At 66.5% G+C, this 25,259-nt stretch carries 21 protein-coding genes and 6 pseudogenes; 19 read left to right on the top strand and 8 right to left on the bottom strand.

Annotated features, from left to right (window positions below; all coding sequences use genetic code 11):
• The 9 genes and pseudogenes from G205_RS17275 to dnaE form a co-directional block, all read left to right on the top strand.
• Positions 1–185, top strand: a pseudogene (locus tag G205_RS17275) (cell division protein FtsZ); the annotation flags it as partial.
• Positions 186–193: 8 nt separating this feature from the next.
• On the top strand, positions 194–883 hold the full coding sequence (locus tag G205_RS17270) for a purine nucleoside phosphorylase YfiH/LACC1 family protein (protein WP_009359120.1): 690 nt from the start codon (positions 194–196) through the stop codon (positions 881–883).
• On the top strand, positions 876–1,613 hold the full coding sequence (locus G205_RS17265; RefSeq protein WP_009359119.1) for a YggS family pyridoxal phosphate-dependent enzyme: 738 nt from the start codon (positions 876–878) through the stop codon (positions 1,611–1,613). The genes G205_RS17270 and G205_RS17265 overlap by 8 nt, the downstream gene beginning before the upstream one ends.
• Positions 1,614–1,703: 90 nt before the next feature.
• Positions 1,704–2,234: a cell division protein SepF gene (locus G205_RS17260; RefSeq protein ID WP_009359118.1), complete on the top strand. Its 531-nt coding sequence runs from the start codon at positions 1,704–1,706 to the stop codon at positions 2,232–2,234.
• A 121-nt stretch (positions 2,235–2,355) separates the two neighbouring features.
• Complete coding sequence (locus G205_RS17255) at positions 2,356–2,643, top strand: YggT family protein (protein ID WP_009359117.1); 288 nt, start codon at positions 2,356–2,358, stop codon at positions 2,641–2,643.
• Positions 2,644–2,815: 172 nt separating this feature from the next.
• Entirely contained in the window at positions 2,816–3,508 is a 693-nt protein-coding gene (locus tag G205_RS17250; RefSeq protein WP_009359116.1) for a DivIVA domain-containing protein, read from the top strand.
• A 91-nt stretch (positions 3,509–3,599) separates the two neighbouring features.
• Positions 3,600–4,172, top strand: coding sequence for a signal peptidase II (gene lspA, locus G205_RS17245; protein WP_009359115.1), 573 nt, complete (start codon positions 3,600–3,602; stop codon positions 4,170–4,172).
• Positions 4,165–5,090 (top strand): annotated as a pseudogene (locus G205_RS17240) (RluA family pseudouridine synthase). Before lspA ends, G205_RS17240 begins: the two are co-directional and overlap by 8 nt.
• Before the next feature lie 105 nt (positions 5,091–5,195).
• Positions 5,196–8,695: pseudogene (dnaE, locus tag G205_RS17235) on the top strand (DNA polymerase III subunit alpha).
• A gap of 63 nt (positions 8,696–8,758) precedes the next feature.
• On the opposite strand, the gene G205_RS17230 reads toward dnaE, so the two are convergent.
• Positions 8,759–9,259 (bottom strand): flavin reductase family protein, encoded by a 501-nt coding sequence (locus tag G205_RS17230; RefSeq protein WP_009359113.1) that lies wholly within the window; start codon positions 9,257–9,259, stop codon positions 8,759–8,761.
• Between the two features lie 120 nt (positions 9,260–9,379).
• Between G205_RS17230 and G205_RS17225 the strand changes: the two genes are divergently transcribed.
• The 3 genes from G205_RS17225 (at position 9,380) to nrdR (ending at position 12,006) form a co-directional block, all read left to right on the top strand.
• Positions 9,380–9,916: a hypothetical protein gene (locus G205_RS17225; protein ID WP_009359112.1), complete on the top strand. Its 537-nt coding sequence runs from the start codon at positions 9,380–9,382 to the stop codon at positions 9,914–9,916.
• 80 nt (positions 9,917–9,996) lie between these two features.
• Positions 9,997–11,367, top strand: a complete 1,371-nt coding sequence (gene hisD / locus G205_RS17220; protein ID WP_009359111.1) for a histidinol dehydrogenase — start codon at positions 9,997–9,999, stop codon at positions 11,365–11,367.
• A gap of 132 nt (positions 11,368–11,499) precedes the next feature.
• A complete protein-coding gene (gene nrdR / locus G205_RS17215; protein WP_009359110.1) occupies positions 11,500–12,006 on the top strand; it encodes a transcriptional regulator NrdR in 507 nt (168 codons plus the stop codon).
• Positions 12,007–12,104: 98 nt separating this feature from the next.
• Here the strand turns inward: nrdR and ppgK are convergent, their stop codons facing one another.
• Both ppgK and map read right to left on the bottom strand, forming a co-directional pair.
• The gene (gene ppgK, locus G205_RS17210; RefSeq protein WP_009359109.1) at positions 12,105–12,908 is read right to left on the bottom strand and encodes a polyphosphate--glucose phosphotransferase; all 804 of its coding nucleotides are present in this window, start codon (positions 12,906–12,908) and stop codon (positions 12,105–12,107) included.
• 132 nt (positions 12,909–13,040) lie between these two features.
• Complete coding sequence (gene map, locus G205_RS17205) at positions 13,041–13,919, bottom strand: type I methionyl aminopeptidase (RefSeq protein WP_009359108.1); 879 nt, start codon at positions 13,917–13,919, stop codon at positions 13,041–13,043.
• 121 nt (positions 13,920–14,040) lie between these two features.
• Here map and G205_RS21800 point away from each other — a divergent pair, with 121 nt between their 5' ends.
• Positions 14,041–14,205, top strand: a complete 165-nt coding sequence (locus G205_RS21800) for a hypothetical protein (RefSeq protein WP_009359107.1) — start codon at positions 14,041–14,043, stop codon at positions 14,203–14,205.
• Positions 14,206–14,253: 48 nt separating this feature from the next.
• Here the strand turns inward: G205_RS21800 and panB are convergent, their stop codons facing one another.
• Complete coding sequence (gene panB, locus G205_RS17200; protein WP_009359106.1) at positions 14,254–15,138, bottom strand: 3-methyl-2-oxobutanoate hydroxymethyltransferase; 885 nt, start codon at positions 15,136–15,138, stop codon at positions 14,254–14,256.
• A gap of 280 nt (positions 15,139–15,418) precedes the next feature.
• Between panB and glnA (G205_RS17195) the strand changes: the two genes are divergently transcribed.
• The 5 genes and pseudogenes from glnA (G205_RS17195) (at position 15,419) to G205_RS17175 (ending at position 21,323) form a co-directional block, all read left to right on the top strand.
• The gene (glnA, locus tag G205_RS17195) at positions 15,419–16,759 is read left to right on the top strand and encodes a type I glutamate--ammonia ligase (RefSeq protein WP_009359105.1); all 1,341 of its coding nucleotides are present in this window, start codon (positions 15,419–15,421) and stop codon (positions 16,757–16,759) included.
• Positions 16,760–16,768: 9 nt separating this feature from the next.
• Positions 16,769–19,776: pseudogene (locus G205_RS17190) on the top strand (bifunctional [glutamine synthetase] adenylyltransferase/[glutamine synthetase]-adenylyl-L-tyrosine phosphorylase).
• A gap of 51 nt (positions 19,777–19,827) precedes the next feature.
• Positions 19,828–20,268 (top strand): VOC family protein, encoded by a 441-nt coding sequence (locus G205_RS17185; RefSeq protein WP_009359104.1) that lies wholly within the window; start codon positions 19,828–19,830, stop codon positions 20,266–20,268.
• 50 nt (positions 20,269–20,318) lie between these two features.
• Positions 20,319–20,855, top strand: a complete 537-nt coding sequence (locus G205_RS17180; protein WP_152419614.1) for a GNAT family N-acetyltransferase — start codon at positions 20,319–20,321, stop codon at positions 20,853–20,855.
• 231 nt (positions 20,856–21,086) lie between these two features.
• Entirely contained in the window at positions 21,087–21,323 is a 237-nt protein-coding gene (locus G205_RS17175) for a hypothetical protein (protein ID WP_009359102.1), read from the top strand.
• 169 nt (positions 21,324–21,492) lie between these two features.
• On the opposite strand, the pseudogene glnA (G205_RS17170) reads toward G205_RS17175, so the two are convergent.
• Positions 21,493–22,916: pseudogene (gene glnA / locus G205_RS17170) on the bottom strand (type I glutamate--ammonia ligase).
• Positions 22,917–23,199: 283 nt separating this feature from the next.
• Between glnA (G205_RS17170) and G205_RS17165 the strand changes: the two are divergent.
• Positions 23,200–23,637 (top strand): RDD family protein, encoded by a 438-nt coding sequence (locus G205_RS17165; protein ID WP_009359101.1) that lies wholly within the window; start codon positions 23,200–23,202, stop codon positions 23,635–23,637.
• A 33-nt stretch (positions 23,638–23,670) separates the two neighbouring features.
• On the opposite strand, the gene G205_RS17160 is transcribed toward G205_RS17165, so the two are convergent.
• The 3 genes and pseudogenes from G205_RS17160 to G205_RS17150 form a co-directional block, all read right to left on the bottom strand.
• On the bottom strand, positions 23,671–24,027 hold the full coding sequence (locus G205_RS17160) for a DUF3817 domain-containing protein (protein WP_035753608.1): 357 nt from the start codon (positions 24,025–24,027) through the stop codon (positions 23,671–23,673).
• Positions 24,028–24,129: 102 nt separating this feature from the next.
• On the bottom strand, positions 24,130–24,882 hold the full coding sequence (locus G205_RS17155; protein ID WP_009359099.1) for a DUF4191 domain-containing protein: 753 nt from the start codon (positions 24,880–24,882) through the stop codon (positions 24,130–24,132).
• 99 nt (positions 24,883–24,981) lie between these two features.
• A pseudogene (locus tag G205_RS17150) lies at positions 24,982–25,259 on the bottom strand (lipoyl synthase); the annotation flags it as partial.

Here is a 25,259-nt window from a genome sequence, read left to right as displayed (position 1 = left end):
ATCAGCCCAGCGCCCAGCCCGTCCATGCCGGTGTTGGTGCCGCAGGCCTCAGCAGCTGGGGCCAGCAGCGTCCGTCCGCCGTCCCCGCAGACTCCGGGTTCGACGTCGACCTTCCTTCCGTGGTGGAGCCGGACCTCACCGGCAACCACCCGGATGACCTGGATGTCCCCGACTTCCTGAAGTAGGCCCCGGCTTGTTCCATTGGCGCGCCGACATCCTGCCCGGGGTGTCGGCCGCATTCACGAACACGGACGCGGGCAACCTGGCGCTGCATGTCGGGGACGATCCTGCCCTGGTGCAGCAGCGCCGTGCCGGGCTTGAACGGTCCATGGGCGTGGCGCCGGCCGGACTCCGCTTCATGAACCAGGTCCACGGCACGGCCGTGGCCCTCATGGAGCCGGGTACGGCAACGCCTGAGGCGGACGCCATGGTCTCCCGCGGAGTCCCGCTGGCTGTGATGGTGGCGGACTGCATCCCCGTGCTGCTTGCGGCCGAATCCGCGGACGGTCCCGTCCTCGCTGCCGTCCACGCGGGCCGGCCGGGAATCGCCAACGGGGTCATCCCGGCAGCGGTGGAGACCATGAAGTCCCTGGGCGCGGGCGCTGTCCGGGCCTGGCTGGGTCCCTCCATCTGCGGACGCTGCTACGAGGTTCCCGCCGCACTCCAGGATGAGGTGGCGGCAGAAGTGCCCGCCACCCGCAGCACCACGTCCTGGGGCACCCCCGGACTGGACCTGCCGGCCGGGGCGCGCAGCCAGCTGGAGCAGGCAGGCGTGGAGGTGGCGTATACCGGAGCATGCACGTTGGAGACAGAGTCGCTCTTCTCCTACCGTCGCAACCGGAACACCGGCAGGTTCGCGGGACTGGTGTGGTGCCATGACTGACGCGCCGGAGGCTGGGGATTCCCGCACTGCCGAGCTGGCCGGGCGGCTGGTCGTGGTCCGGCGGCGCATCGAGGCAGCCGCAGCGGCCGCAGGCCGGGAGGACCGCCTGCCCACGCTGATCGTGGTCACCAAATTCCACCCGGCGGCGGACATCCGCCGGCTTGCAGCGCTGGGCGTAACCGATGTCGGCGAGAACAGGGACCAGGAGGCCGCCGCCAAGGCCGCGGAACTGGCAGAATGCGGGCTCACTTGGCACTTTGTGGGCCAGCTGCAGACCAAGAAAGCCAAATCGGTGGCACGCTATGCCGCCGCGGTCCACTCCGTGGACCGGCCCCAGCTGGCGGAGGCCCTCGCTAAAGCCGTTTCCGCGGCACGGGCCAGCACGGGCCGGGCTCCGCTGGATTGCTTCATCCAGGTCAGTCTCGAGGACGACGCCGGTGCGCACCGCGGCGGTGCCGTACCCGCCGACGTTCCCCGGCTGGCAGAACAGATCGCGGCGTCCGACGGCCTGCGCCTCGCGGGCGTGATGGCGGTGGCCCCGCTCGGCGCCGGGCCAGAGCCTGCCTTCGAGAAGCTCGCCGGCGTTTCGGCGCAGCTGGTGGCGGAGCACCCGGCGGCCACGGGCATCTCGGCAGGCATGAGCCAGGACCTGGAGGCAGCCATCAAGTTCGGGGCGACACACCTGCGGATCGGTTCCGATATTCTCGGATCACGTCCCGCGGTGGGGTAGCGTCGGTCCTGTTGGAAGTGATGGGCGGGGGACCCCAATGCTGTCGAGTCATTGGACGGCCCGCGTACGGGACACGAATAGGAGTCGACCATGGCCGGCGCTCTGCGCAAGACAATGATCTATCTTGGGCTCGCCGACGGCGATGAGCATTACGAGTCCGAGCAACAGACCGCACGTAAGGATGAGGACGAAACGATGGAAGTTGACCGCGAGGAGCGCCGTGCACCCGCACCCGTCCGCGAGGTCAGCCGCGAAGCGTCCTACACCCCTGAAGAGGAATACCGCGCCCCAGTGACTCCCATCAAGCGAGCGGCTTCGAGCCGCGAAGAGACCGGCGGCCTGCGCCAGATCACCACCATCCACCCGCGCTCCTACAATGACGCCAAACTCATCGGCGAGAGCTTCCGGGACGGCATTCCGGTGATCATGAACGTCACCGACATGGGTGAAGCGGATGCGAAGCGCCTGGTGGACTTCTCCGCGGGACTCGTGTTCGGGCTGCGGGGAAGCATCGAACGGGTGACCAACAAGGTATTCCTGCTGTCGCCGTCGTACGTCGAAGTCATCGGCGACGACAAGAAGGCCAGCGACAACACGGCCAGTTTTTTCAACCAGAGCTGACCATCAGGCAGGATCCGGATGCCAGGCAGGGACACCTGTCTGGCATCTGTGCTGAAATAGACGGGAAGCATCGGCAGCAAACTGCCGTACCCACAATGGACATGGAGATATGAATTAAGTCATGGGAATTGTTTTCGGACTTGTCTATCTCGCGCTCCTGCTGTTTTTTGTGGCCCTCATCATCCGCCTGGTCTACGACTGGGTCCAGATGTTCGCCCGGGAGTGGCGGCCGCGCGGGGCTGCCCTGGTGGCCGCGCACGCCGTGTACACCATCACCGATCCGCCCCTGAAAGTCCTGCGCCGGCTGATTCCGCCCCTCCGCCTGGGCGGCATCTCACTGGATCTGGGATTCCTGATCCTCTTCATTGCCGTAAGCATCGCCATGGGAATCACGCGGGGACTCGCCTGATTCACCAAAAGAACCAGCAGCGCAGCCTGGACCCGCGGGAACAGTTACTGTGAAGCGTAGAAACTCGCGTTTGACACTGCAGTGTTGAATTAGAGTAAGCAGACCAAATTTAGGTACCGTAGTTTCGACGGCCGGAAGGCCTACTGACTAACCAGACCAGTGAGGTGACCAGATGGCTTTGACGCCAGAAGACGTTGTCAATAAGCGCTTTCAGCCGACCAAGTTCCGTGAGGGCTACGACCAGGATGAAGTTGACGACTTCCTGGACGAGATCGTCGTGGAGCTCCGCCGCCTGAACCAGGAGAACGACGAGCTCCGCAAGAAGCTCGCCGAAGCCGGTTCCAGCGTTCCTGCCAGCGCCGCAGCCGCCCCCGTGGTGGAGAAGGTCCCCGCGCCCGTCAAGTCCGACAAAGACGAGGCACGCGAAAAGGCCGAGGCAGAAGCCAAGGCCGCCGAAGCTGCCAAGAAGAAGGAAGCCCAGGCTCCCGCTCCGGTTGCTGCCGCCCCCGCTCCCGCCGGCCAGGCCGCCGTCGCCACGCCGTCCGCCGAATCTGCCGCAGGCCTGCTGGCCATGGCACAGCAGATGCACGACCGCCACGTTGCCGACGGCCAGGCGCAGAAGGACAAGATCATCGCCGAGGCGCAGATCGAAGCCAGCAGCCTCGTCAACGACGCCCAGGAAAAGTCCCGCAAGATCCTCGGTGCACTCGAGCAGCAGCGGTCCGTCCTGGAGCGCAAGGTGGAGCAGCTCCGCGGCTTCGAGCGCGATTACCGCTCACGCCTGAAGGCCTACATCGAAGGCCAGCTCCGCGACCTCGACGCCCGCGGGTCAGTGGCTACGCCGGAAGTAAGCGAAGCCAACTAGTCCGTCAAGCACGTATTCTGAAAGCCGGTGGCTGAGGATTCCTCGGCCGCCGGCTTTCGGCATTGACACCTGTTTTACGAATGAAAGCACCATGACTGACGAACTCGCTGCAGACGCTGCACGCCCTGTCCCGCCCTCACCGCGCCCCCGCCGGGCCGTGCTGCTGTCCCTCTTCGCCGGGTTCGCGGTCTTTGCCTATGTTTTGGACCAGCTGACCAAGCTGTGGGTCACCTCCACCATGGTGGAAGGGGAACGGATCCCGGTCTTCCCGCCGCTGCTCCACTGGTACTTCATCCGCAACTCCGGCGCGGCGTTCTCCATCGGCGAGAACGTCACCTGGGTGTTCTCCATCATCATGGCCGTGGTGGCCGTCGCCATCGTCTTCCAGATCCGGAAGTTGGGCTCAAAATGGTGGGCCCTGGCCCTGGGCCTGCTCCTGGGCGGGGCGCTGGGCAACCTTACCGACCGGCTGTTCCGGGAGCCGTCCTTCGGCATGGGGCACGTGGTCGACTTCATCCAGCTTCCCAACTTCGCCATCTTCAACATCGCCGACTCCGCCGTTGTATCCGCCGTCGCCATCATCTGCATCCTGACCCTGCGCGGGGTGGCACTGGACGGCACCCGCGTAGCCGCGGAGCGCAAGGAGAAGTCCGGCGATGCCTGAGCGGTACGTCGTTGCCGAGGAATACGCCGGCTCCCGGGCCGACGCCGGGCTGGCAGGAATCCTGGGCGTCTCCCGCTCCGTCGCGGCGACCCTGATAGCGGAAGGCCATGTGGTGAGCCGGGGCAAGGCCCTGGGCAAATCGGCAAAGCTGGCAGCGGGGGACGTCCTGGACGTCAGCATCCCGGAACGGCGGGACCCGCTTGAAGTCGTGGAGGAAGTTGTGGAAGGCCTGAAGATCCTGCTTGACGACGAGGATTTCGTCGTCGTGGACAAACCCGTGGGCGTTGCCGCCCACCCGTCGCCGGGCTGGGTGGGACCCACCGTGGTGGGCGGCCTCGCAGGCGCCGGATACCGCATCTCCACCTCCGGCTCGCCGGAACGCGCCGGCATCGTGCACCGGCTCGACGTCGGAACATCCGGGGTCATGGTGGTGGCCAAGACCGAACGGGCCTACACGGCCTTGAAGCGTGCCTTCAAGGAACGGACCGTGGACAAGGTGTACCACGCCGTGGTGCAGGGCCTGCCCGACCCCCTGACCGGCACCATCGACGCCCCCATCGGCCGGCACCCCGGCCACGACTGGCGGTTCGCCGTGATCGAGGACGGCCGGGAGTCCGTGACGCATTACGAGGTGATCGAGGCGTTCGGCAAGGCCAGCCTGGTGGAAATCCACCTCGAAACGGGCCGGACCCACCAGATCCGCGTGCACTTTTCCGCGCTGCGGCACCCCTGTGCCGGGGACCTGACGTACGGCGCCGATCCCAGCTCGCCGCCACCCTGGGCCTGACCAGGCAGTGGCTGCACGCCCGCGAACTTGCCTTCGACCACCCGGGCACGGGGGAGCGGATCAGGGTCACCAGCGACTATCCGCAGGACCTCGCATACGCCCTTGAGGTCCTGGGCTCCGGGCGGGCCTGACACTGGCGGGCATGACACGGGCGGCCGGAGGCCAGCGCTTAGAATAGTGCGGTGACTTCCAGCAATGATTCGTTTGTCCACCTGCACACCCACACCGAATATTCCATGCTGGATGGAGCGGCCCGCCTGGGGGAGCTGTTCGATGAAACCGAACGCCTGGGCATGCCCGCGCTGGCCACCACCGACCACGGCTACCTGTTTGGCGCCTTCGACTTCTGGCAGAAGGCCCAGGCCAAGGGCATCAAGCCCATCATCGGCGTTGAAGCCTATGTGACTCCCGGTACGGCCCGCACGGACAAGGAGCGCGTCCGCTGGGGGGACGAGTCCCAGCGCAAGGACGACGTCTCCGGCGGTGGTTCCTACACCCACATGACCCTGCTCAGCTATAACAACGTGGGCATGCGGAACCTTTTCCGGGCCTCGTCCATCGCGTCGCTGGACTCGGTCTTCGGCAAGTGGCCGCGCCTGGACCGCGAGCTGCTCAACACCTACTCCGAGGGCCTCATCGCCACCACCGGCTGCCGTCCGGGGAAGTGCAGACCAGGCTGCGGCTGGGCCAGTACCGCGAAGCGCTGGAGGCGGCCGCCGAGTTCCGGGACATCTTCGGCGCCGAAAACTACTTCTGCGAACTGATGGACCACGGCCTGGATATCGAACGCCGGGTCACCGGGGACCTGCTGCGGCTCGCCAAGGAACTCAACCTTCCCCTGGTGGCCACCAACGACCTCCACTACACGCACGAGCACGACGCCAAAGCCCACGAGGCGCTGCTGGCCATCCAGTCCGGTTCCACCCTGCTGGAACGACCTATGACAACGGCGGTTCGCGCTTCGCCTTCTCCGGCAGCGGCTACTACCTGAAGTCCCCGCAGGAGATGCGCGAACTCTTCCGCGACCACCCGGAAGCCTGCGACAACACCCTCCTGATCGCCGAACGCTGCGAGGTGTCCTTCAACACGGACGCCAACTACATGCCCCGGTTCCCCTGCCCGCCCGGCGAGGACGAGACCTCCTGGCTGGTCAAGGAAGTCGACAAGGGCCTGCAGTACCGCTACCCGAAAGGCGTGCCGGATGAGGTCCGCAAGCAGGCCGACTACGAGCTGGGCGTCATCACCTCCATGGGCTTCCCGGGCTACTTCCTGGTGGTGGCCGACTTCATCAACTGGGCCAAGAACAACGGCATCCGGGTAGGTCCGGGCCGTGGTTCCGGCGCCGGTTCCATGGTGGCCTACGCCATGCGCATCACCGACCTCGACCCCCTGCGTCACGGCCTGATCTTCGAACGCTTCCTCAACCCCGACCGTGTCTCCATGCCCGACTTCGACGTCGACTTCGATGACCGGCGGCGGCCCGAGGTCATCGACTACGTGACCAAGAAGTACGGCGACGAGCGCGTGGCGATGATCGTCACGTACGGCACCATCAAGACCAAGCAGGCGCTCAAGGACTCCTCCCGCGTCCTGGGTTACCCCTTCAGCATGGGCGAACAGCTCACCAAGGCGCTGCCGCCCGCCGTCATGGCCAAGGACATTCCGCTCGCCGACATCCAGAACCCGGAAGCGAAGCGCTACAGCGAGGCAGGCGACTTCCGCCAGCTGATCGCCACGGATCCCGAAGCCGCGAAGGTGTTTGAAACCGCGCTCGGCATCGAAGCTGAAGCGCCAGTGGGGCGTCCATGCCGCCGGCGTGATCATGTCCTCCGACCCGATCATCGACGTCATCCCGATCATGCGCCGGTTCCAGGACGGACAGGTGATCACCCAGTTCGACTACCCCACGTCCGAGGGACTGGGCCTGATCAAGATGGACTTCCTGGGCCTGCGGAACCTGACGATCATTTCCGACGCCCTCGAGAACATCAAGATGAACCGCGGCATCGACCTGGACCTCGAAAACCTCGAGCTGGACGACGCCGCCTCCTACGAGCTGCTGGCCCGCGGCGACACCCTGGGCGTGTTCCAGCTCGACGGCGGCCCCATGCGGTCCCTGCTCAAGCTCATGAAGCCTGACAACTTCGAGGACATCTCCGCCGTGCTGGCCCTGTACCGGCCCGGTCCCATGGGCGCCAACGCCCACACCGACTACGCGCTGCGCAAGAACGGCATCCAGGAAGTCATCCCGATCCACCCGGAACTCGAGGAACCGCTGGCCGAGATCCTGGGCGGAACCTACGGCCTGATCGTGTACCAGGAGCAGGTTATGGCGGTGGCGCAGAAGCTGGCCGGCTACACCCTGGGCCAGGCCGACATCCTGCGCCGTGCCATGGGCAAGAAGAAGAAGTCCGAACTGGACAAGCAGTTCGCCGGCTTCTCCCAGGGCATGCAGGACAACGGCTACTCGATGGAGGCCGTCAAGACCCTGTGGGACATCCTGCTGCCATTCTCCGACTACGCCTTCAACAAGGCCCACTCGGCCGCTTACGGCGTGATCTCGTACTGGACCGCGTACCTCAAGGCGCACTATGCGCCCGAGTACATGGCCGCGCTGCTCACCTCTGTGGGTGACGACAAGGACAAGTCCGCCATCTACCTCAACGAGTGCCGGCGCATGGGCATCACGGTGCTTCCGCCGGACGTCAACGAATCCGCCCTGAACTTCACCCCGGTGGGGAACGACATCCGCTTCGGCATGGGGGCCATCCGGAACGTCGGCGTCAACGCGGTGGAGGCCATGGTGGCGGCCCGCGAAAGCGAGGGCGCCTACACGTCCTTCAAGGACTACCTGATGAAGGTTCCGGCGGTGGTCTGCAACAAGCGCACCATCGAATCGCTGATCAAGTCAGGCGCCTTCGATTCACTGGGGCACACCCGACGCGCCCTGGCCATGGTCCACGAAGAGGCCATCGATTCGGTCATCACCCTGAAGCGGAACGAGGCGATCGGCCAGTTCGACCTCTTTGCCGGGATCGGGGAGGCCGAGTCGGAGTCGTCCCTCAGCATCGAAATCCCGGACCTGCCGGAGTGGGAGAAGAAGGACAAGCTGTCCTTCGAACGGGACATGCTGGGCCTGTACGTCTCGGACCACCCGCTGCAGGGCCTCGAAGGGCTCCTCAGCCAGCACGCGGAGATGAGCATCACCTCGGTGCTGGGGGAGGACGGGCCGCAGGACGGCGCCATCATCACCATCGCCGGGATGATCACGTCCCTGAGCCGCCGGATCGCCAAGGCCAGCGGCAACGCCTACGCCCGGGCCGAGGTTGAGGACCTGGGCGGTTCCATGGAAGTGATGTTCTTCGGCCAGGTCTACGGTCCCATCGCATCGGTGCTGGCCGAGGACCTGATCGTGGTGGTCAAGGGCCGGCTGCAGAAGCGCGACGACGGCGCCGTCACGCTGAACTGCATGGAGCTTTCGGTCCCTGACCTGAGCGAGGGCATGAACGGTCCCCTGGTGATCACCATGCCCACGCACAAGGCCACGGAGGCAGTGGTCACCGAACTGGGCGACGTGCTGCGCACCCACCGGGGCAACTCCGAAGTCCGCCTGCACCTGCAGGGCGATACCCGCACGGAGGTCATGGCCCTGCCCGTGCACCTGCGGGTGAACCCCAGCCCGTCCCTGTTCGGCGACCTGAAAGTCCTGCTCGGCCCGGCCTGCCTGGACGCCTGACGAAACCGCGGACGACGGCGGGCCGCACGTCCCGCCGTCGTCCGCGGCCCGCGGCGGGAAGCGTCAGATCTCGTAGTCAAGGGGCATCGGCTGCCCGTAAGCGCCGCCGTGGTACAGCAAAGGCGACCCTTCGCCGCCCACCTGGCCATCAACCACCTGGACCACCACCACGGCGTTGTTCTCGAAGGAGAGCCGCATCTGCACCTCGCCGATCAGCCAGCCGGCAACGTCCTTCAGGATGGGCACGCCGTGCGGCCCGATCTCCCAGTGGTTGCCTTCGAAGCGGTTGCCAGGGCTGGCAAAGCGGGCGGCCAGCTCCTGGTTCTCCAGCCCCAGCATGTGGACACCCAGGTACTGCGTGTTGGCCACCGCCGGCCAGGACCTGGAGCTGCGGGCCATGTTGAATGTGAACCGGGGCGGCCTGGCTGACAGCGACGCCACCGACGTCGCAGTGAACCCGTAGGGCTCGTCCTGGTAGTTCACCGTGATGATGGCAACCCCGGCGGCATGGCGCCGGAACATTTCCCGGAACGTCTGCTCGAAGGGCGCGCTGTTGTCGGCCACCGAAAACTCCTGACATGGATGGGTGCTTCCCTCCAAGGGTATTGTCCGCAGGCTCCACGGGGGAATCGCCGGACCTGTTCTGCGCGCCGCGCCGCCGGAACGTTTGTTAAGGTTTGTTGCATGGTCAAACTTTCCCGCCGGACGTCGTCGCGGCTGCCCTTGACCCTGCTGGCGGTCCCGGCGGCGGCGGGCGTCCCCGCGGGCATCCTGTGGTGGCTGCTCGCTCCCGGCGGCCTGAACCTGATCACCAGGGATCCCGGCCTCGCGGCCGGGACCAACCCGGCGGTCTGGCTGCCACGCGACCTGACCCTTGCCGCCATCATGGTTGTTGCCGGCTGCGTGCTGGGCGTCTTCCTCGCAGACAAGAAGCGCGCCAACCCGCAGGCGGCACTGCTGCTGGGGCTCGGCGGCGCCCTTGCCGGCAGCCTCCTGGCCTGGCAGGCCGGCATGTTGTCCGCCATGCTGTGGGGTCCGGCAGTGGACGCCTCCGCCAACGCAAGCATCGCCTTCTCGCTCCGGGCGCTGCCGGTGCTGCTGCTGTGGCCGGCGGCCGCGGCAATTTCCGTCTTCGTGCTGGAACTGCAGGATCTGCTGGGAAAGAAACCTGGCAGTGGCGCCGACGCGGCCGCTCCCGCCCCGGGCCGTACAGCACCGTAACGGTCGCACGAAAGCGCCCGCCGGCAGCGGCACCCGTCCGCCCCGGCCCGTAAAATGAACGGGTCCCGTAAAATGGTCCGGTGACCATTTCTTCGGAGTTTCCCGCCCCCGCCACTGCCGCTGTGAACTTTCGCACCATTGACGTCCGCGGACAAAACCTGGCCCTGGCGGGCCTGCGCGCTGCCGTGCCCCGGGCCAAGGGCCAGACTGTTGCAGATGCCGAAGAAAAGGTCCTGCAGATCATTGCCGCTGTCCGGGAGCGCGGCTTCGACGCCCTCGGCGAGCTGGCGCTCCGCTTCGATGGCGTCCGCCAGGAGCACCCCCTGGTTCCGCAGGAAGCCCTCGCCGCAGCACTGGAACAGCTGGACCCGGCGGTGCGCGCAGCCCTCGAGGAATCCATCAGCCGAGCACGCAGGTTCGCGGACGGGCAGCGCCCGCGCAACGTTGACGTGGAACTCGGTGACGGCGCCGTGGTCAGCCAGAACTGGGTACCCGTGGCGCGGGTTGGGCTGTACGTGCCCGGCGGCCTGGCCGTCTACCCGTCCTCGGTGATCATGAACGTGGTTCCGGCGCTTGCCGCCGGGGTGGAGTCCATTGCCCTCGCGTCACCCCCGCAGAAGGAATTCGGCGGCCTGCCCCACCCCACGATCCTTGCTGCGGCAGCGCTGCTCGGCATCACCGAGGTTTACGCGATCGGCGGGGCCCAGGCCATCGCGGCCTTCGCCTACGGCATCGCGGAAACGCCCGCCGGTCCCGCACTGGAACCGGTGGATGTGGTGACGGGACCGGGCAATATTTTCGTCGCCACTGCCAAACGCCTGGTCAAAGGCGTGGTCGGAATCGACTCCGAGGCCGGCACCACGGAGATTGCCATCCTGGCTGATTCCTCCGCCCAGCCCGCCCTCGTTGCCGCGGACCTGATCAGCCAGGCCGAACACGACCCCCAGGCCGCCTCTGTGCTCATCACCGATTCGGAGGACCTCGCCTCCGCAGTGCGCGCCGAACTGGACCGGCAGGCGGCGGCCACCAAGCACGCGGACCGGGTGCGCGAGGCCCTCGCCGGCCCCCAGTCCGGCGTCGTCCTGGTGGACGGCCTCGACCAGGGCGTTGCCGCCTGCGACGCCTACGCCGCCGAACACCTGGAGATCATGACCCGCGACGCGTCCGCTGTCGCCGCCCGGATCCGCAACGCCGGTGCCATCTTCGTGGGGGACTACAGCCCGGTCAGCCTGGGAGACTACTGCGCCGGCTCCAACCACGTGCTTCCCACCAGCGGCACCGCTGCGTTCTCGTCCGGCCTTAACGTGACCACGTTCCTGCGCGCCATCCAAGTGGTCAACTACAGCCGGGATGCGCTCAAGGAAGTCAGCAGCCACATCGTGAATCTCTCCCGCGCGGAGGATCTTCCGGCTCACGGAGACGCCGTCACTGCCCGTTTCGCGGAGGACTGAGCACTACATCTAGTAATTACAGGCTTGTTATTACGCTACATGTGCCCGTAAACTGGAAGACGCTACAGCGCGGATCTTCCGCGCGCTCATTGGGAAATTCCCGGCAGCGGGACAATGCGAGGGAGGGACACCGTGTACTGTCCGTTCTGCCGCAATCCCGACTCCCGCGTGGTGGACAGCCGCATGGCGGACGACGGCTCGGCCATCCGGCGGCGCCGGCAATGCCCCGAGTGCGGCCGCCGGTTCACCACCGTGGAAACCACCAGCCTTTCCGTCATCAAGCGTTCCGGCGTCGGCGAGCCCTTCAGCCGCAGCAAGGTGATCAACGGCGTGCGCAAGGCCTGCCAGGGCCGGCCAGTCAGCGAGGACGACCTCGCACTGCTTGCCCAGGAAGTCGAGGAGCAGATCCGCGCCTCCGGCGCAGCGGAGATCGACGCGCACGAGGTCGGCCTCGTCATCCTTGGCCCGCTGCAGAAGCTGGACAAGGTGGCATACCTGCGCTTCGCCAGCGTCTACCAGGCCTTCGAATCCCTCGAGGATTTCGAGACTGCCATCTCCCTGCTGCGCCACGAGGCCGAGCAGGACGCCAAGGGCACGCCGGCGAAGAACGCCAAGGGTACTGAGAAAAGCCCCCTCTAATCTCCGGTGGCCGCAGCGGAGGGGAAGCCGCAGCCGCCACCGGCACATAAGACAGGACGCCCCTTCCGGTACCGGAAGGGGCGTCCTGTCTTAACCGTCTACTTTGCCAGCTTGTGCTTCAGGGCGATCTCGATGGCGGCGCCCACGATGCCTGCCTCGTTCCGAAGGACTGCGGGAACAATCGGGGTGCGCAGCTTCAGCTTGGGCAGGTACTCGTCGGCGCGCTTGGAGATGCCGCCGCCCACGATGAACAGTTCGGGGGAGAACAGGAACTCCACGTGGGAGAAGTAGCGCTGCAGGAGCACGCTGTACTCGTCCCAGGACAGGCCATCCCGCTCACGTGCCACCGCGGAGGCCTTGGTCTCGGCGTCGAAGCCGTCGATTTCCAGGTGGCCCAGTTCGGCATTGGGGACAAGCTTGCCGTCGAAGATGAAGGCTGAGCCGATGCCCGTGCCGAGGGTGATCACCAGGACGGTGCCGCCGACGCCAGCGCCGGCCCCGTAGCGGGCCTCTGCCAGGCCGGCGGCGTCGGCGTCGTTAATGACCTCGACCGGCCGGTTCAGGCGTGCGGTGAGCATGGCGTCGATATCGGTGTCCAGCCAGCTCTTGTCGACGTTGGCCGCGGAGTGCACCACGCCGTGCTGGATGATGCCCGGAAAGGTGACGCCGACCGGGGAACCGGCGGCGGGCGCCTCGGGGCGGGCCGACAGTTCGGCAACCACCAGGGCCACGGCCTCCGTCACGGCCTCGGGGGTGGCAGGCTGCGGCGTGGGCACCCGGAACCGTTCACCCACCAGCTTGCCCTTCTTGAGGTCGACAATGCCGCCCTTGATTCCCGTGCCTCCGATGTCGATGCCGATCAGCGGGGCGTTCTTGTGCGACTTCTCGTCCTTCTTGGCCAAAATGGGTTTCCGTTCGTGGCAGGTGCGGGCAGGAAAGGGGCGGCCGGTGGCCGGCCCCGGAATTAATGTCCGGCCAGGGGCCGGTGGTTCAGTTCATCAGGGGTGTGGGCGCGCCAGGCATAAGCGCGGCACTCAGGGCAGGGTGAGGATCTCGGCGCCGGATTCGGTGACCAGCAGCGTGTGCTCGAACTGGGCCGTGCGCTTGCGGTCCTTGGTGACAACCGTCCAGTCGTCCGCCCACATGTCCCACTCCACGGTGCCCAGCGTGAGCATCGGCTCGATGGTGAACACCATGCCGGCCTCGATCACGGTGCTGTAGGCCGGGGCTGCGTCGTAGTGGGGAATGATCAGTCCGGTGTGGAACGCTTCGCCCACGCCGTGGCCGGTGAAATCGCGGACCACGCCGTAGCCGAACCGCTTGGCATAGGACTGGATGGCCCTGCCGATGACGTTGATCTCGCGGCCGGGGGCTACTGCCTTGATGGCCCGGTTCAGCGACTCCTGCGTGCGTTCCACCAGCAGGCGGGACTCCTCGTCCACATCGCCCACCAGGAAGGTGTGGTTGGTGTCGCCGTGGACGCCGTTGATGTAGGCAGTGATGTCGATGTTGAGGATATCGCCGTCCTGGACCACCGTGCTGTCCGGGATGCCATGGCAGATGACCTCATTCAGCGAGGAGCACAGCGACTTCGGAAATCCGCGGTAGCCAAGGGTGGAGGGGTAGGCCTGGTGGTCCAGGAGGAACTCGTGGCCCACCTTGTCCAGCTGGTCCGTGGTCACGCCGGGCTGGATGTGCTTGCCCACCTCAACGATGGCCTGCGCCGCGATTTTTCCGGCGATCCGGATCTTCTCGATTGTCTCGGCCGACTTCACCTCGGACCCCGTGAATTTGGCGGGGGCGGGCCTGCCGACATACTCCGGACGGGGGATGGACGCCGGGACGGGACGCTGCGGGCCTACGGTACCGGGGGTGAGGGTGCCGATGGGTGCAGTGGAGGCAAGGGAAGGCATAGATTGATCATATAAGGCACCACAGAACGCCTAACAACCGGGAGCCGTGGCGGGCGCGCGTATGCATTTGTGTTACGCGGGTCACGCCGCAGCTTCCCTGCCTGCCGGAACGGGAGCAACGATGACTGAGTACTGGTACAACATCAAAACCCACGAGGTGGAAGAGGACCGGCTCTCTGACTGGAGCCAGCTGATCGGGCCCTACCGGACGCGGGAAGAGGCCGAACACGCCCTTGAGAAGGTCCGGGCCCGCAACGAGGCATGGGAAAAGGACGACGACGACTGACGGCAGGCCCGCCCTGCCCGCCTGTCGCGCGGGCTGGGTGGGTCCGGGTCAGAAAGTGTGCTCCGGGCCGGGGAACTGCCCGGACCGAACGTCCTCGCCATAGGCCGTCGCGGCGTCGAGGAGGGTGCTGCGAAGGTCGGCGTACTGCTTGACGAACTTGGCCATCCTGCCGCCCCGCAGGCCGGCCATGTCCTGCCAGACGAGGACCTGGCCCGTTGTTTCCTTGCCTGCTCCGATGCCCACAGTGGGGACGCTGACAGCTGCATCCACGGCAGCCGCCGTCTGGGCCGGCACCATTTCCATGAGCACGCAGAACGCACCGGCGTCGGCGAGGGCGACGGCGTCGTCGATCAGGCGCTGGGCGTCGTCGCCCCGGCCCTGCACCCGGTACCCGCCCAGGGCGTGCTCGCTCTGCGGGGTGAAGCCGATGTGGGCCATGACGGGAATGCCCGCCTGCACCATGGCCCGGACGGTGGGGGCGTAGTACTTGCCGCCCTCGATCTTGACTGCGTGGGCCAGGCCTTCCTTGAGGAACCGGACCCCGGCGGCCACGGCCTGCTCCGCGGAAACCTCGTAGCTGCCGAACGGCAGGTCTGCCACCACCAGTGCGCGCTTCGCGGACCTGGCCACGGCACGGCACAGCGGAAGCAGTTCGTCCACTGTGACAGGCAGGCTGGTCTCGTTGCCGAACACGTTATTGGACGCCGAATCGCCCACCAGGAGGACCTCGATGCCGGCTGCGTCGAAGATTTCGGCCGTGTACTGCTCATAGGCGGTCAGCATGGCGAATTTGGAACCGTCGCGCTTGGCCTGCTGCAGGTGGTGGATGCGTACCTTGCCCGGTTTGGATGCCGGCGACGGCGCAGGCCCGTTGCCGTAAGGTGCGGGGACTTCGGCGGACGCGCTGGAGTTCGAGCTGTTGCTTGAGGCCATGGCATGAGCGTAGTGCGGTACCTGCCGTCCTAGCTACACTGCCGGGCCCCACGCGGGGTGATAAGGGTCATATACGGCAGGCGCGCACGTGCTGTCCGGGGCGCGCAAAGCCCGACGGCGGCCCTCTCCCGGGGACCGCCGGGTGTTAACGCTGTGTTACGCGCGCCGCAGGCGCCAGCATTGGCGCCGAATGCTTAGTACAGTGTTTGTGAACTGCTGCCGGCTTCCCCCAATCACCGCGGACCCCGGAGCATGGACGTTGACCGGAGAAGAGGCCATCATGGACCGCCAGCAAGAGTTTGTCCTGCGCACAATCGAAGAGCGCGACGTACGTTTCGTGCGCCTGTGGTTCACCGACGTCGTGGGTTCGCTCAAGTCTGTTGCCCTGGCGCCGGCCGAGGTCGAAGGCGCCTTCGAGGAGGGGCTGGGCTTCGACGGCTCGGCCATTGAGGGCCTTGCCCGTGTCTTCGAATCGGACATGCTGGCACAGCCTGACCCGTCCACGTTCCAGATCCTGCCGTGGCGCGGCGAGACGGAGCAGACGTCCCGCATGTTCTGCGACATCCTCACCCCCGACGGCGAGCCCTCCGCCGCTGATCCGCGCAACGTCCTGAAGCGGACCCTCGCCAAGGCCGCCGACATGGGCTTCACCTGCTACACCCACCCGGAGATTGAGTTCTACCTGCTCAAGTCCCAGGAACTCGGCCCGGACGGAGCGCCGGTGCCGGTGGACGAGGGCGGCTACTTCGACCACGTCCCGGGCGGCGTCGCCCAGGACTTCCGCCGCACCGCCGTCACCATGCTGGAATCGGTCGGCATCTCCGTGGAGTTCAGCCACCACGAGGGCGGGCCCGGCCAGAACGAGATCGACCTCCGCTACGCGGATGCACTGCAGACAGCGGACAACATCATGACCTTCCGCACGGTCATCAAGGAAGTGGCCCTGCAGCAGGGCACCTATGCCACCTTCATGCCCAAACCGTTCACCGCTCACCCCGGCTCCGGCATGCACACGCACTTCTCCCTGTTCGAAGGGGACACCAACGCGTTCTACGAGGCCGGCGCGGAATTCCAGCTGTCCAAGACCGCCCGCCAGTTCATCGCCGGCATCCTCAAGCACGCCCCGGAATTCACCGCCGTCACCAACCAGTTCGTGAACTCCTACAAGCGCCTCTGGGGCGGCGGCGAGGCTCCCAGCTACCTGAGCTGGGGCCACAACAACCGCTCGGCCCTGGTCCGCGTGCCGCTGTACAAGCCGGGCAAGGGCCAGTCCGCCCGGATCGAATACCGCGGCATCGACTCGGCCGCGAACCCGTACCTTGCCTATGCGGTGCTGCTCGGTGCCGGCTTGAAGGGCATTGAGGAAGGCTACGACCTTCCGGCCGCCGCCGAAGACGATGTCTGGTCGCTGAGCTCGGCCGAACGCCGCGCCATGGGGCACGACCCCCTGCCGGCCAGCCTGCACGACGCCATCCGCTCCATGGAGGACTCCGAGCTGATGCCGCAGATCCTGGGCGAGCAGGTGTTCGAGCACTTCCTGCGCAACAAGCGCGCCGAGTGGCAGGACTACCGGCTGCAGGTCACGCCCTACGAGCTGCAGCGCAACCTCGGCATCCTCTAGGCGGCGGGCGTGAGCCTGGCACGCCGCCTGATCGCGGCCGGTTTCAGCGACCTGGACAAAGGCGAACGGTTCCTGGCTGCCCCGGAGTTGGAGGGCCTGGACCAGGACACGCTGTTCGCCGGGCTGCAGATGGCGGCCAGCCCGGACACCGCCCTGCAGTCCCTGGTCCGGCTGATCGAGAAGCATCCGGACCTCCGGGAACTGGCCGGTGCAGAGCCTGACACCAGCGAGCCGCTGTACCGGGTGCTGGGAGCATCCGAGGCGCTGGGCGAGTTCCTCATCCGGCATCCCGAGCATCTCGACGCCTTCCACGTCAGGGCCAGTCCCGAACCGTTGCCGGGAGATCCGGCGAAACTGCGCGCCACGCTCCTGCAGTCCGTAGGGGCTGATCCGCGCGCCGCCCGACCGGTCGCAGCGGCCACCGGGCCGGATGCCTATGCTGCCCTGCGCACCGCGTACCGCAGGGGAGTGGTGGACCTTGCCGTCAAGGACCTGTGCGCGGCGGACCCGCTCGACTTCCTGCCCTCGGTGGGCGGGGAACTCGCAGACCTTGCCGGTGCCGCCATTGAGGCCGCACTGGCCGTATCGCGCGCAGAAGCCGCCGAACAGTACGGCGCCCCGGACGTGGCGGAGGTCGGGCTGGCCGTCATCGGGATGGGCAAGTGCGGGGCACGCGAGCTGAACTACATATCCGACGTCGACGTCATCTATGTCGTGGACGGCGGCGGCCTGGAGGACGCCCGCGCCAACACCATCGGCACGGCGCTGGCCAGCGGCATCTCCCGCGCCATCTCCTCGGTGGCGCGGGAACCCGGCCTGTGGGAGGTGGACGCCAACCTGCGCCCCGAAGGCAAGTCGGGGCCCCTGGTGCGCACCCTGGCCTCCCATGAGACCTACTACGCCCGCTGGGCGGAGAGCTGGGAGTTCCAGGCGCTCCTGAAGGCCGGACCATCGCCGGGGATGCCGAACTGGGGCGGCGGTACGAGGACGCCGTGGCACCGCTGATCTGGAGTTCGGCGGGCAGAGACGGGTTCGTGGAATCTGTCCAGGCCATGCGGCGGCGGGTCACCGAGCATATTCCTGCCGCGGAGGAACAGCGGCAGATCAAACTGGGCCGCGGCGGACTGCGGGACGTCGAGTTCACCGTCCAGCTGCTGCAGCTCGTCCACGGCAAGGCGGACGAGACCCTCCGACGGCGGGACACCACCTCCGCGATCGCGGCCCTGTCCGCAGGCGGCTACATCGGCAGGTCAGACGCCGCCGCGTTCGACAACGCCTACCGGTACCTGAGGCTGCTGGAACACCGGATCCAGCTGTTCCAGCTGCGCAGGACCCATCTCATGCCCGTCGCCGAACCGGCGCTGCGGGCCCTGGCCAAGGCAGTCCTGGGGCCGTTCTCGAACGAGCGGCCGCATCCCGACGCGCTGCTGGCCGCCTGGCAGAAGACCAAGCGCTCCGTGCGGGAACTGCATGAGCGGATCTTCTACCGGCCCCTGCTGAATACCGCCGCCAGGCTCAGCAGCGAAGATGCAAGGCTCACTCCGGAAGCTGCCCAGGGCCGGCTGGCGGCCCTCGGCTACCGGGATCCGCAGGGCGCCATGCGCCACATCGAGGCCCTGACGGCTGGAGTCAGCCGGCGGGCGGCACTGCAGAAACAGCTGCTTCCGATCCTCCTCGACTGGCTCGCGGAAGGAGTGGACCCCGACGCCGGCCTGCTCGCCTTCCGGCGCGTCAGCGAGGCCCTGGGCACCACGCACTGGTACCTGGGCATGCTCCGGGACTCCAATGCCGCTGCCGAGCGTCTCTGCCACATGCTCTCGAACTCGCGGCTGATCGCCGACCTGCTGGAAGTTTCGCCTGAATCGGTCGCCTGGCTCGGCCACGACAAGGACCTGGTGCCGGTGCCGTTCGAGGCGCAGTGGCAGGAAATCACTTCCAAAATGTCGCGGCACGCCGATCCCGAAAGTGCCATGCGCCTCATCAGGCTGATCCGGCGGCGGGAAATCCTGCGGATCGCCATCGCCGATTCCGCGGGGCTGCTGGACCAGGACCAGGTGGGAGCCGCGCTGGCCGACACTGACAGGGCGGCAGTCCTGGCGCTGCGGGTGGCCGAGGGCATCGTCTCCGCCGGCGGCCCGCTGAAGACGGCCGTGCTGGTCGTGGCGATGGGGCGTCAGGGCGGCCGTGAAATCGGGTACGGTTCGGACGCCGACGTGATGTACGTGCACCGGGCGCTCCCGGGCTACACGGAGGCGGAGGCCCAGGAACAGGCTGCCCGGATCGTCACCAAGGTCTCAAGCCTGCTGACCCAGCCCGTGAAGCCGGCCATTATGGCAGAGCGGGTGCTCCAGATGGACGCCGACCTCCGGCCGGAGGGGAAGAACGGGGCCATGGTGCGGTCCCTGGACTCCTTCGCCGAGTACTATCGCCGCTGGTCGCTCATCTGGGAGGCCCAGGCGCTGCTGCGGGCACGCCCCATGGCGGGCGACGACGAACTGGCGGCGGACTTCCTGGCCCTGATCGACCCCATCCGCTATCCCGAAGCGGTGTCCGACCAGGACGTGCGGGAAGTCCGCAGGATCAAGGCGCGGGTGGAATCCGAACGCCTGCCCCGCGGGGCTGATCCCGCCCGGCACCTCAAGCTTGGCCGCGGCGGCCTCAGCGACGTCGAATGGCTGGTCCAGCTGCTCCAGCTGCAGCACGCCGGCAAGCACCCGGAGCTGCGCACCACCTCCACGGTGCAGGCTATGGAGGCCGCTGCCCGGCTGGGACTCCTCGCACGGGAGGATGCGGACCTCCTGGCGCAGGCGTGGCGGCTGGCCAGCCGGATCAGGTCCGCCAACGTCATCTGGAGCGGCAAGGCATCGGACCTCCTGCCGTCGTCGCGCCGCGACCTGGAAGCCGTGGCACGGTGGTGCGGCTACGAACCCGGCCGCGCGGCCGCACTGGAGGAGGACTACCTGCGGGTCAGCCGCCGTGCCCGGGCCGTGTTTGAACGCGTGTTTTACGGGCAATAACCGGCTTCCGGCTGCTGTCCCTTTGTCCGGGCCCGGTGCTACCTTTGGCCCATGGCTACCCAACTCTTCCTGAACCTGCCCGTCAAGGACCTCCAGCGCTCCGTCGAATTCTTCTCCTCCCTCGGCTTTTCCTTCAATCCGGACTACACGGATGAGAATGCCACCTGCATGATCGTCAATGACAACGCCTGCGTGATGCTCCTGGTGGAGGACTACTTCCGGACCTTTAACTCCAAGGACGTCGCCGGCACTGCGGGGGCGGCGGAAGCCATCATGTCCTACAGCGTGGACAGCAGGGAGGCCGTTGACGAGGCAGTCCGGTCTGCCCTTGCCACCGGCGGCAGCTTGTCGGAGGATCCCCGCGACCTGGGCTTCATGTACAACCACAGCTTCCAGGATCCAGACGGGCACCTCTGGGAGGTCTTTTGGATGGATCCTGCCGGCATGGCCGACCCCGCTGCCGGCAGCACCTCCGGCGCTGTGCCGTCCTGACCGCCCGTGCAGTCCTGAACGGCGGGGCAATCCTGAACGGCGGTGCAGTCCTGAACGGGGAACGGGTCTGGCTCATCCCGCTGCGGGACCTCGACGCCGACGCCCAAGCCATCCAGCTCAACGAGGTAGCGCAGCTGCAGCTCAGCCCGGGCCAGGAACGCTTTGTGGGGGACCCCCTGCGGATGGCCCTGGCCGGCCTGGCCGAGGAATCGCGGCGCCCCTACGTCATTGAGTCGGACGGGCGTGCTGCCGGAGTGCTCACTTTGCAGCGCGGGGCGGCACGCCTTGCCGGCTGGCCGGACGATGACAGTGCCTGGCTCCTCAGGGGATTCCTTGTTGACCGGCGGCTGCAGGGACGTGGGATCGGCCGCCACGCAGCCGCCGCTGCCGTGCTGGCCGCCGCCCGTTTGACGGCGCGGCACCGCACTGGGGAGTCCGGCGTCGTGCTGTCTGTCAACGAAGCCAACCCTGCAGGGCTGGCCGCCTACCGCGTCGCCGGATTCACTGACCACGGCCGGTACGACGGCGGCCCCTCCGGGCCGCAACGGACCATGTTCCGGCGCTTTCCGGATGCCACGATGAGGTAACAGCGGCAGGCCGGCATTGCACTCCCTGGCGGATTGGCCGATTATGTGGATTGGCGGTGTTCTTCAACCTTGTTGGGGGGAAGGCTTGATCAGTCTTCGTCTCGGGGGGCATTCGTCAGGGGGTCCGGCTCCCGGTCTCAGCACGTCAGGGGCCGGGCTCCCACCTTCAGCGAATACAGCGGCGCCAGCGCGCAGGCTCCCGTTCTCTTCGGCGCGGCTAATGCTTGGCCAATGGCTGCTGATGAAGAGAAAGACCCTCCCGTACCTGCTGACGTGGAGGGCAAGATCCCGCGAAAGGTCCATGAACCCGACCCGGACGATCATGGGGTGACGGCCGGCGAACAACACAGCGGCAGCCAGTCCTCCGGCGCAAGCCAGGAACTTTCCCTGAACAGCGAAAGGCCCCGCGGCTTGGGGGAATCGCGGGACCTCTCGGGCTACTTCACTGTTTGGGGGATTGCGAAGTAACCGACACAAAGTTACTGGGCAGTAGGGTGGCCCCGCAAATCGGGGCCAGCTGAAACGCGGGCGGATAGACGAAAGGCGCTACAGGTTTAGGAAAACCCGTAGCCGCCTTTATTCGTACTGGAATCTGCGGACTGTCTGCGGACTATCGCAGCATCACCCGCAGGTCCGGCTAGACGCCGTAGTAGAGCTCGAACTCGTAGGGGTTCGGGCGCAGGGACAGCGGGCGGATCTCGTTTTCGTACTTGTACTCGATCCAGGTGTCGATCAGGTCCTGGGTGAACACGCCACCGGCCTGCAGGAACTCGTTGTCCTCGCGGAGGGCCTCCAGGGCCTCCTCGAGGGTGCCCGGTGCCTTGGGGATGTCCTTGGCTTCTTCGGCGGGGAGCTCGTAGAGGTCCTTGTCGATCGGAGCCGGCGGTTCGATGCGGTTGCGGATGCCGTCAATGCCGGCCATCAGCTGGGCAGCGAAGGCCAGGTACGGGTTGGAGGAGGGGTCCGGTGCGCGGAATTCGATGCGCTTGGCCTTGGGGTTGCTGCCCGTGATGGGGATGCGGATACCGGCGGAGCGGTTGCCCTGCGAGTAGACCATGTTGACCGGGGCCTCGAAGCCCTTGACCAGGCGGCGGTAGGAGTTAACCGTCGGGTTGGTGAAGGCCAGGACGGCGGAGGCGTGCTTCAGCAGGCCGCCAATGTACCAGCGGGCGGTGTCGGACAGGCCTGCGTATCCCTTCTCGTCGTAGAACAGGGGCTGGCCACCGTTCCACAGCGACTGGTGGCAGTGCATGCCGGAGCCGTTGTCACCGAAAACGGGCTTCGGCATGAAGGTCACTGACTTGCCCCAGGCGTCTGCGGTGTTCTTGATGACGTACTTGAACTTCTGCAGGTCATCGGCAGCGTGGGTCAGGGTGGTGAACTTGTAGTTGATTTCAGCCTGGCCGGCGGAGCCGACCTCGTGGTGGCTGCGCTCAACTTCGAGGCCTGCTTCGTCCAGGGCAACGCACATGGCGTCGCGCAGGTCAGCCTGCTTGTCCGTGGGGGAGACCGGGAAGTAACCGCCTTGACGGGGGTCTTGTAGCCCAGGTTGCCGCCCTCTTCCTCGCGGCCCGTGTTCCAGTGGGCTTCCTCGGAGTCGATCTTGTAGAAGCTGCCCTGCGGGGAGGACTGGTACTGGACGTTGTCGAACACGAAGAACTCAGCTTCGGGAGCGAAGAACGCGGTGTCGGCGATGCCGGTGGATGCGAGGTAGGCTTCAGCCTTCTCTGCTACGCCGCGGGGGTCGCGGTGGTACGGGTCACCGGTGCGGGGGTTGACGATGGAGAAGTTCAGGGCGAGGGTCTTCTCCATGCGGAAGGTGTCCAGGAACGCGGTGGTCACGTCCGGGATCAGCTGCATGTCGGACTCTGCGATGCCTTGGAAGCCGCGGATGGAGGAACCGTCGAAGAGCTGGCCGTTGATGAAGAAGTCGGCGTCAACACTCTTGGCGGGGACGTTGAAGTGCTGCTGGACGCCCGGAAGATCGGTGAAGCGGATATCGACGAATTTAATATCTTCGTCCTTGATGAACTTGAGGACTTCGTCCGCAGTCTTGAACATCTATGCTCCTAACGCATATGTAATATCTGGCGTGCAAGCCATCTGATCCAGCGCAATCCGAAAGCAGGGATAACCGAGGGTTTCCCTGCTGTGAGTTCCCTGCCGGGGGATTGCTTGAAACTTCCAACAGCCTATGGACGAGGCATTTCCCGTCCGTGTCCGCATTGTTTCGGGCAGGTTACAGAATGCCCTGATATGGCAACGCTACAGCCCGTCCACACTGTGGTCTAACCCCATCCGCGATGTGGGCGCACGCAGGCCCGCCGGTCGGTAAGCTTGGACAGTGGTAGATCGCAAAGACATTGGTTCCTGGCTCAGCGGACCGGACACGTCAGGTATCTCCAGGTATCCCGGGGAACGGCTGGGACTTCCGGAATCAGGCCCGGGCTCGATTGCGCGGGCAGGGCGGCGCATCCTGGCGATCATGATCGACTGGGGCATCGCGCTGCTGATCAGCAACTTTGCCTTTGGTGGGAATTCCTGGGCCACTTTGGCGGTGTTCGCCGTCGAGCAAACGCTCCTGGTGGGCACCCTCGGCTACAGCATCGGGCACCGCGCCATGGGCCTTGCCGTGGTGAAGCCGGGCGGAGGAGTCCCGGGCCCGCTGGCTGCCCTGGTGCGGGCGGTGCTGCTCTGCCTGGTGATCCCCGCCGTCATCTTCGACCCTGACCAGCGCGGACTGCACGACAAGGCAATGAACACCCTGCTGATCCGCCGGTAAGGCCCACTATGCAGGGCCGCCCGCAGGCGTCTCCTAGACGCGTGCGGACTCCTTCGTAACATCGGGGCTGGCCTCCGCAGGAACACCGCCGAGGTATCCCCGCTTACCCGCCCACCGCTCGAACAGGATGGTGGCGAACGGGAAAACTGCGGAAATACCGGCGAAAAAGGCCACCATGAACGGCCAGCGCTGCAGCCTCCACAAGGCAAGCGCCGCAGCACCGTAGGCCACAAACAGCGCGCCGTGGATCGGCCCGGCCACCTGCACTCCAACCTCGGTGGTACCGGCAATCCACTTGAAATACATGCCGGCCAGCAGGGCGGCCCAACTGATGGCTTCGGCGACGGCGAGGATCCGGAAAGCGCGGATGACCGGGTTCTTCAATGGCATGGTGACGTCCTGTCCGTGGGGGGGCAGTGGAAAAGGGATTTGCAGGTGCAAGAAAAACGCCCCGGTGGCCGGCCGGAACCGGTAACCGGGGCGTTTCCAGACCTAGCGTCCGCGGTTGGGACGCGCCTTGTAGGGGTCGATGCCCTTGGGGATGGGGAGCCTGTTGCCCAGCGACGCGATGCGCTTGGCCACGGCGTTGACTTCGACCTTCGTCAGTTCCTTCTTCAGCTTGCCCATCTTCTTGGCAACCTGGCTGAGCGGCACCTGGCCCTCGCCGCGGCCGCTCTCGATCACGTGCACGGTGACGTTGGGCAGGATCCGCGCAAGGCGCTTCCGCTCTGCATCCAGCAGCGGCTTAACGCGGTGGCTGGGGCCTTCGCTGACCAGGACGACGCCGGGGCGGCCGATGGCGCGGAACACGGCGTCCTGGGTGCGCGGGTTAACGGCAACGGGCTGTTCTTCGGTGATCCAGCCGCGGCGCAGGGTTCCGAGCGCTGCGCCGGAGGCGCCGGGCTGGTTCTCGATCTGGGCGAAGGCGGCGCGCTCTGCACGGCGCGAGAGGATCAGGGTTGCGCCCAGCAAACCAAGCGGGATACCGATGATCAGGCCCGTAATCCAGTTGTCCAGCCAGAAACCCACCAGGAAGCTCACGGCCACGACACCAAGGAACACCAGCAGCATCAGCCACGGCACCATGGGATCGTGCCTGCGGGTCATGGTGAAGACTTCGCGGATCTGCTTGAGCCTGCTGGGCTTCTTGGCCTTGGCTTCTTTCGGCTTGCGCGAGAAGAGGCCGCGCTTCACCGCGCTGGAGCCCGCCGGAGTGGAGTTGCTGGAATCAGGGGATTTCGCCATAGTGCCTCAATTCTACGTGACTTAAGGCCAAGGGCCGGACGCCGAATCATCGGCGTCCGGCCCCTGGGGCACGCTCTGCGATATGAAGTTGCTGTTTCCTCAGGAGTGGGCGGCAAGGACGCTGGCGGCTTCCTGGCGGGTGGTGCCGGAGTCCTGGATGCCGTCGGCGATGTGGGCCAGTTCGGCGGGGATGTCGCGTCCTTTTTTGCGCATGGCGGTGGCCCAGAGCCGGCCGGCGCGGTAGGAGGAACGGACCAGGGGGCCGGACATGACGCCGAGGAAGCCGATTTCCTCGGCTTCGTGCTGGAGGTCCAGGAATTCCTGGGGCTTGACCCAGCGGTCCACAGGCAGGTGCCGTTCGGAGGGGCGAAGGTACT

It is taken from the genome of Arthrobacter nitrophenolicus, assembly GCF_000332815.1.
Taxonomy (GTDB): Bacteria; Actinomycetota; Actinomycetes; order Actinomycetales; family Micrococcaceae; genus Arthrobacter; species Arthrobacter nitrophenolicus.
This window is presented reverse-complemented; position numbering and strand designations above follow the sequence as displayed.

What these genes read in the sequence shown, in the direction of transcription:
- G205_RS17185 (WP_009359104.1), top strand. Translation starts at nt 19,828, where the DNA reads ATGGCTACCCAACTCTTCCTGAACCTGCCCGTCAAGGACCTCCAGCGC.
- glnA (WP_009359105.1), top strand. Translation starts at nt 15,419, where the DNA reads ATGGACCGCCAGCAAGAGTTTGTCCTGCGCACAATCGAAGAGCGCGAC.
- map (WP_009359108.1), bottom strand. Translation starts at nt 13,919, where the DNA reads ATGCCTTCCCTTGCCTCCACTGCACCCATCGGCACCCTCACCCCCGGT.
- G205_RS17260 (WP_009359118.1), top strand. Translation starts at nt 1,704, where the DNA reads ATGGCCGGCGCTCTGCGCAAGACAATGATCTATCTTGGGCTCGCCGAC.
- G205_RS21800 (WP_009359107.1), top strand. Translation starts at nt 14,041, where the DNA reads ATGACTGAGTACTGGTACAACATCAAAACCCACGAGGTGGAAGAGGAC.
- G205_RS17250 (WP_009359116.1), top strand. Translation starts at nt 2,816, where the DNA reads ATGGCTTTGACGCCAGAAGACGTTGTCAATAAGCGCTTTCAGCCGACC.
- G205_RS17160 (WP_035753608.1), bottom strand. Translation starts at nt 24,027, where the DNA reads ATGCCATTGAAGAACCCGGTCATCCGCGCTTTCCGGATCCTCGCCGTC.
- G205_RS17155 (WP_009359099.1), bottom strand. Translation starts at nt 24,882, where the DNA reads ATGGCGAAATCCCCTGATTCCAGCAACTCCACTCCGGCGGGCTCCAGC.
- panB (WP_009359106.1), bottom strand. Translation starts at nt 15,138, where the DNA reads ATGGCCTCAAGCAACAGCTCGAACTCCAGCGCGTCCGCCGAAGTCCCC.
- G205_RS17225 (WP_009359112.1), top strand. Translation starts at nt 9,380, where the DNA reads ATGGTCAAACTTTCCCGCCGGACGTCGTCGCGGCTGCCCTTGACCCTG.
- G205_RS17255 (WP_009359117.1), top strand. Translation starts at nt 2,356, where the DNA reads ATGGGAATTGTTTTCGGACTTGTCTATCTCGCGCTCCTGCTGTTTTTT.
- G205_RS17265 (WP_009359119.1), top strand. Translation starts at nt 876, where the DNA reads ATGACTGACGCGCCGGAGGCTGGGGATTCCCGCACTGCCGAGCTGGCC.
- G205_RS17175 (WP_009359102.1), top strand. Translation starts at nt 21,087, where the DNA reads ATGGCTGCTGATGAAGAGAAAGACCCTCCCGTACCTGCTGACGTGGAG.
- lspA (WP_009359115.1), top strand. Translation starts at nt 3,600, where the DNA reads ATGACTGACGAACTCGCTGCAGACGCTGCACGCCCTGTCCCGCCCTCA.